Here is a 6,464-nt window from a genome sequence, read left to right on the forward strand (position 1 = left end):
GCACTGCTGCTCATTTTATGTGTTCATTATTTGCGCGTTTGTAGATAACTTTTCCAACCTGATCAATATGTGCTTTGAGTTCTGTATTGGCAATGTCATGATAGCTTATGACGTCAAAAAAGTACGGCAACGGGTATTCTTCATTTAAATAATCACTAATTCTCCTTAGTATCGCTCTGTCAATGCGCTTTCCAACAATGGCGAGGTCAACATCAGATCCTTTTTTATAGTTCCCCATCGCTCTGCTGCCAAAAATAACGACTTCGTCGATCTCCGTAAAATGAGCCATTACTCTGAGAATGTATTTTAAGTCTCTATCAAGTAATCCATACATTGTTTATAACTCCTCGTAGAGTTTTACATATAGCTTTTTTAATTCAGGAAAATAAATATTTGTAATATCTGCCGTCATCTTTTTTGCAAATGCTTCATCATAGGTATGAACCGTTAAATTTCTGTCCGTGAGCGCGTCAATCCAAACATGACCATCCTCAATGAGTCCTATCTGAAAAGCCTGTTTGATCGTTTCTCTAGGGCTTTTTACGCTGAAGGCCTGTGCTTCAAGGTAGTCTTTCATTACCTTCCATGAAAGTTCGAAGGCAATTTCAAAAAGCTGTATGATCCCCGCCCGTTCAAGCTCAGTTTCAATCGGTTTATCGATGTATTGACTTAATAGATTATAAGCCTTTTCAAAATTATTAAACCGCTGTTTCCAGCGAATTTCTTTAAAATGATCCATTTTGCGCTCCGTTCTACTGCTTCTTGAGTACGCCGATACATTCGTGCATTTCTGCCACGACCAAAACTTATATGAGCCTTTAATACTCTGGTGTTTCCACTTCGGTATTGATGCTTCAATTATACCAAATTATCATTCAGATCTCTAACGTTCGTTTTCATTGAAAAAATAAAGTCATTCGGGCCGGAAAGATTATAATCGCACCATGTTATTTTCCGTTTTAATCTATACAGTATTTAAGAGGGATTAGACCAGTCAATCCTTTGTACAGGAGATATCGTCTATGTGTGGACGACGGCAAATAGGTGAATAATATCTGCGTAGCATTATCTCAGTGGGTAAGGCAATGTCATATCAGACAAGCAATAGCATTGCTTTCTGCTGTGAAAAATAGCGTTATTTGATCAAATCCAAAATAAAACTGCTAGATTTAGGCATTTCAGAGGTCCTATTTCTAGCAGTTTATTGTTTTTGGAGCAGCAGGTCTTTAAAATTCATATTTCCCTGACAATCTCTCATACTTTAATATAAAGCATACCAAAATGATTAAGAATGGCTGAACAAGATCAAACAGTGATCATAAAGTCATCTATAATCCTGTAAGACATTGAAGCAACATCCCAATTTTTTATATATTTAAACTCTAATTATGCAATCATTCTATTCATTAATCAAATCGGCTCTGATCAAAATATTTTCGATCGTAGCAGCCGCCTCCGCATAAGTAAGGTTACCATGTGGATCAACTGATGACGTATCCTCATCAATCATAATGCGCTGTGAAATCATACGATTAACGGCGTAACTCGCCCATTCGCTTGCGTCACCGTAATTAGCTGCCGTCATTGCTTCTGCCCCATTTTGTAAAACAGCAAACGCATCTACTGTCTGAGTTAAAATGACCATAGCTTCTTCCTGTGTTATTTCGGATGATGTCCGTACAGTCCCATCCCCATAGCCGTTTACAATACCATATTGATTTGCGATGGTTATGACACGGGCATATTGTGGATCCATATCCTTAAACAAAGACATGTCCGCATCTCCTGATCGGTAAAGGCCGAAGGCTTTTAGAGCGTACTCAATAAATTCACCACGCGTAATGCTGGCGTTCGGTTCAAAGTTATCTATCGTTTCAATGATTAATCTTGATGCCAAATTATTGATTGACGATTCCGCCCAGTGTCCTTTTGCACCATCAACTGAAACTTGATGATAAATCACAGAATAGTTTGAATTCGTCACAGAATTCATAACCGCGTAATAAATACCGTCTTCCAAAGTAACAGTCGTCGGAATATGACTAAATGTGCCATCTTCATTATAGACAACACCCGTCGTAATCTTTGAGCCATTAACACCTTCAGGCAAAGCTACTTTGCGCGTTACAAAACTTTTAAATTGACTTATATCCACTTGCTGTATTTCATTGTCTTTTGTCGTTACAGTTGCACGAATGTTAAATGCAATTGGTGGATAAATCACTTCTAAATTACCATTTGCAGCTTTTTCAATAATTGTTCCAACGGTTGCATCATCCAATTTATCAATCGCAATATCAATAACGATGTCTTTAAGATTTGCTTCTTCAATACCTAATTTAGCCGCGACAGTGCTAATGTTAACTTCTTTTGCAGGTAACGCGTATTCAACATTATCCGCTGAAATTGTTAATTTAAAGTCTTCTTGCTCCATCTCTTTTACAAGATCACCTGTCAGTTGAGCGTGTACGGCAGTGCTTTCTTTATTGGAAACTGGTATGATAATTGAATTTTCTTCTGTATTTTCCTGAATCATTGTCTCTGCGATCTTCTCGCGAACAGTTTCTGGATCAACGACGATCGTGGTTATTTTCTTGCCGTCAATCATTGTTGTCGATTCCGTTCCCGCCTGTTGTCCTTTTCCGTTAATAATCACTTCAACGGGTACTTTTAACGGATTATCTTCATTATTATTAGCCGTAGGCTTCGACGATTTCCGTTCTCGTGTTACATTTATGATGTAGGTCTTTTGATTGCCATTTTCCGCAGTTACTACAAATTCAAACGTATTAACGCCTATCGCTAACTGCATCGTCTGCGTCACGCCGCTCATAACAGGCTCACCATTTAATGTCAAACTTTGTATTCGAGATGACGCAGCAAACGGCGTCAAACCCACTGCATTATTTTCCGTATCCGGCAAATGATAGATGATGCGATTGCCGCTGTTCGTTACGTCTACATCGCGCCCATTGATCTGAAGCGCACGTAAACCGGCTTCGCCATCTTTATTGATAACGGTCAACACATATGTCTTTTTATCAATACCATTCGCGGCTGTTACTTCAAACGCATACGTATGTGTGCCATAACTTGGCGTTACAGATACGGTGGTATAGGTCAGATAACTGCTCGTCGTAATCTGTATACTGTTTACAGATGTTATGTGATAAGCTGCCAAGTCAACATTTGCATCTGCTTCCGGAACCAACGTTACAGCCAATGAACTACTTGTTGTAACATTGACAGTATAGCTTGTCGCTGACGTTGTGAATTTCGGAACGATATCATGCTCGTCAACATTTAGAGCCAAAAGATTTGCTTTATCACTAAGTTTATTAATAATAATCGTATATGCTTTCGTTGTTATGTCGTCTTGAGCCGTTACAATGACTTTAACAACATTTGCACCGTTGGCAAGTGCAATTTCAATTGGTGAACCATCTGTGACCATTTCACCATTGATTGAAGCACTTGCATATTGGGCGGGATCTAACAGCGCCTGAACCGCTACTGTTTTTTCAGTTACACCATCAACGGAATACGTCATCACATTGGCATCAAAACTTTGATTAAACGAATGTCCAATTACCTTCAATCCATTCAAGTCAGAATTAACAATCATTTCCCATTTTGCATAAAGGTCTAAGTCATTCGCCGGCATGGTATCACTTAAAAAGTGCCATGCATCTTCAAACGTATTATCATCCGTATACCAGCCGCCAAATGTATAGCCTGATCGCGTTGTCGCCTTTGGGGCTGTAATCCTATTGCCATAAGTCACTAAGATATTTGGTACACTGCTACCGCCGTTGCTATTATAAGATACATGGTATTGATTGATCGTCCACTTCGCACAAAGCGTTAAATCACTTGCTGGCATCGTATCTGTGGTAAAATCCCACTTCTTTGCAAAAGTCTCGTCATCTGTATACCAGCCACTAAATGTATAGCCGCTACGCGTCGTCGCTTTCGGCGTCGTAATCTTGTTGCCATAAGTCACTAGAACATTTGGCACACTACTGCCGCCGTTGCTATTATAAGAAACATGGTAACCATTAATTTGCCATTTTGCATACAGGGTTAAATCACTTGCTGGCATCGTATCATTGTCGAAGTCCCATGCACTTGCAAAGGTATTATCGTCCGTGTACCAGCCGCCGAATGTATAGCCAGTACGCGTCGTCGCTTTCGGCGTCGTAATCTTGTTGCCATAAGTTACTAGAACATTTGGCACACTGCTGCCACCGTTGCTATTATATGTCACGTCATAGGCATTAATCGTCCATTTTGCATAAAGGGATAAATCGCTTGCCGGCATGACATCATTGGTAAAATCCCATGCATCTGCAAACGTATTATCGTCGGTGTACCAACCGCCAAATGTATAACCTGTTCGCGTTGGATCAGTTGGTCTTACAAAAGTACTATTATAGTTCACCGTCACGCCTGTAACACTGCTGCCACCGTTGCTGTTATATGTCACGTCATAGGCATTAATCGTCCATTTTGCATAAAGGGATAAATCATTTGCAGGCATGATATCTGTGGCAAAGTCCCATGCATCCGCAAAAGTACTGTCATCCGTGTACCAACCACCGAAACTGTAACCTGTTCGCGTTGGATCGGTTGGTTTTGTAAAAGTACTATTATAATTTACCGCCACGCCTGTAATACTGCTGCCGCCGTTGCTGTTATATGTCACATCATAGGCATTGATCGTCCACTTCGCATAAAGGGATAAATCGCTCGCCGGCATCGTATCTGTGGTAAAGTCCCATGCATCTGCAAAGGTATTATCGTCCGTATACCAACCACCGAAACTGTAACCTGTTCGTGTTGGATCGGTTGGTTTTGTAAAAGTACTATTATAATTTACCGCCACGCCTGTAATACTGCTGCCGCCGTTGCTGTTATATGTCACATCATAGGCATTGATCGTCCACTTCGCATAAAGGGATAAATCGCTCGCCGGCATCGTATCTGTGGTAAAGTCCCATGCATCTGCAAAGGTATTATCGTCCGTATACCAACCACCGAAACTGTAACCTGTTCGCGTCGGATCGGTTGGTTTTGTAAAAGCAGTATTATAGCTCACAGTTGTACCTGCAACACTGCTGCCACCATTGCTGTTATATGTCACATCATAGGCATTGATTGTCCATTTCGCATATAAAGTCAAATCACTCGAAGGCATGGTATCATTGTCAAAGTCCCATGCATCCGCAAAGGTATTATCGTCCGTATACCAACCACCGAAACTGTAACCTGTTCGCGTTGGATCAGTTGGTTTTACAAAAGAACTATTATAGTTCACCGTCACGCCTGTAACACTACTGCCACTGTTGCTATTATATGTCACGTCATAGGCATTAATCGTCCATTTTGCATAAAGGGATAAATCATTTGCAGGCATGGTCTCTGTGGTAAAGTCCCATGCATCCGAAAAAGTACTGTCATCCGTGTACCAACCACCGAAACTGTAACCTGTTCGCGTTGGATCGGTTGGTTTTGTAAAAGTACTATTATAATTTACCGCCACGCCTGTAATACTGCTGCCGCCGTTGCTGTTATATGTCACATCATAGGCATTGATCGTCCACTTCGCATAAAGGGATAAATCACTTGCAGGCATGGTATCATTGTCGAAGTCCCATGCATCTGCAAAGGTATTATCGTCCGTATACCAACCACCGAAACTGTAACCTGTTCGTGTTGGATCGGTTGGTTTTGTAAAAGCAGTATTATAGTTCACCGCTTCACCAGTAACACTACTGCCACTGTTGCTATTATATGTCACATCATAGGCATTAATCGTCCATTTTGCATAAAGGGATAAATCATTTGCAGGCATGGTATCATTGATAAAGTTCCATGCATCCGAAAAAATACCATCATCTGTGTACCAGCCGCCAAAACTATAACCTGTTCGTGCTGGATCGGTTGGTTTTGTTAAAGTACTATTATAGTCTACCGTCACGCCTGTAACACTACTACCGTCGTTGCTATTATATGTCACATCATAGGCATTAATCGTCCATTTCGCATAAAGGGATAAATCATTTGCTGGCATGGTATCTGTGGTAAAGTCCCATGCATCCGAAAAAGTACTGTCATCCGTGTACCAACCACCGAAACTGTAACCTGTTCGTGCTGGATCGGTTGGTTTTGTAAAAGTACTATTATAGTCTACCGTCACACCGGCAACACTGCTGCCGCCGTTGCTATTATAAGAAACATGGTAACCATTAATTTGCCATTTTGCATAAAGGGATAAATCGTTTGCAGGCATGATATCTGTGGCAAAGTCCCATGCATCTGCAAAGGTATTATCGTCCGTATACCAACCACCGAAACTGTAACCTGTTCGTGCTGGATCGGTTGGTTTTGTAAAAGTACTATTATAGTCTACCGTCACACCGGCAACACTGCTGCCGCCGTTGCTATTATAAGAAACATGGTAA

General features: G+C 40.9%; 3 protein-coding genes. All 3 read right to left on the minus strand.

Translation table 11 applies throughout. The features are described from left to right. Nucleotides 1–10: 10 nt before the first annotated feature. On the minus strand, nt 11–334 hold the full coding sequence (locus KHM83_RS15650) for a nucleotidyltransferase domain-containing protein (RefSeq protein WP_213237981.1): 324 nt from the start codon (nt 332–334) through the stop codon (nt 11–13). Nucleotides 335–337: 3 nt separating this feature from the next. Further along, entirely contained in the window at nt 338–739 is a 402-nt protein-coding gene (locus KHM83_RS15655; RefSeq protein WP_213237982.1) for a nucleotidyltransferase substrate binding protein, read from the minus strand. 660 nt (nt 740–1,399) lie between these two features. Further along, nucleotides 1,400–6,464: InlB B-repeat-containing protein (locus KHM83_RS15660; protein WP_213237983.1), on the minus strand; the 5,065-nt coding region annotated here is incomplete at its 5' end.

The sequence above is a fragment of the Fusibacter paucivorans genome (genome assembly GCF_018390735.1).
Taxonomy (GTDB): Bacteria; Bacillota; Clostridia; order Peptostreptococcales; family Acidaminobacteraceae; genus Fusibacter; species Fusibacter paucivorans.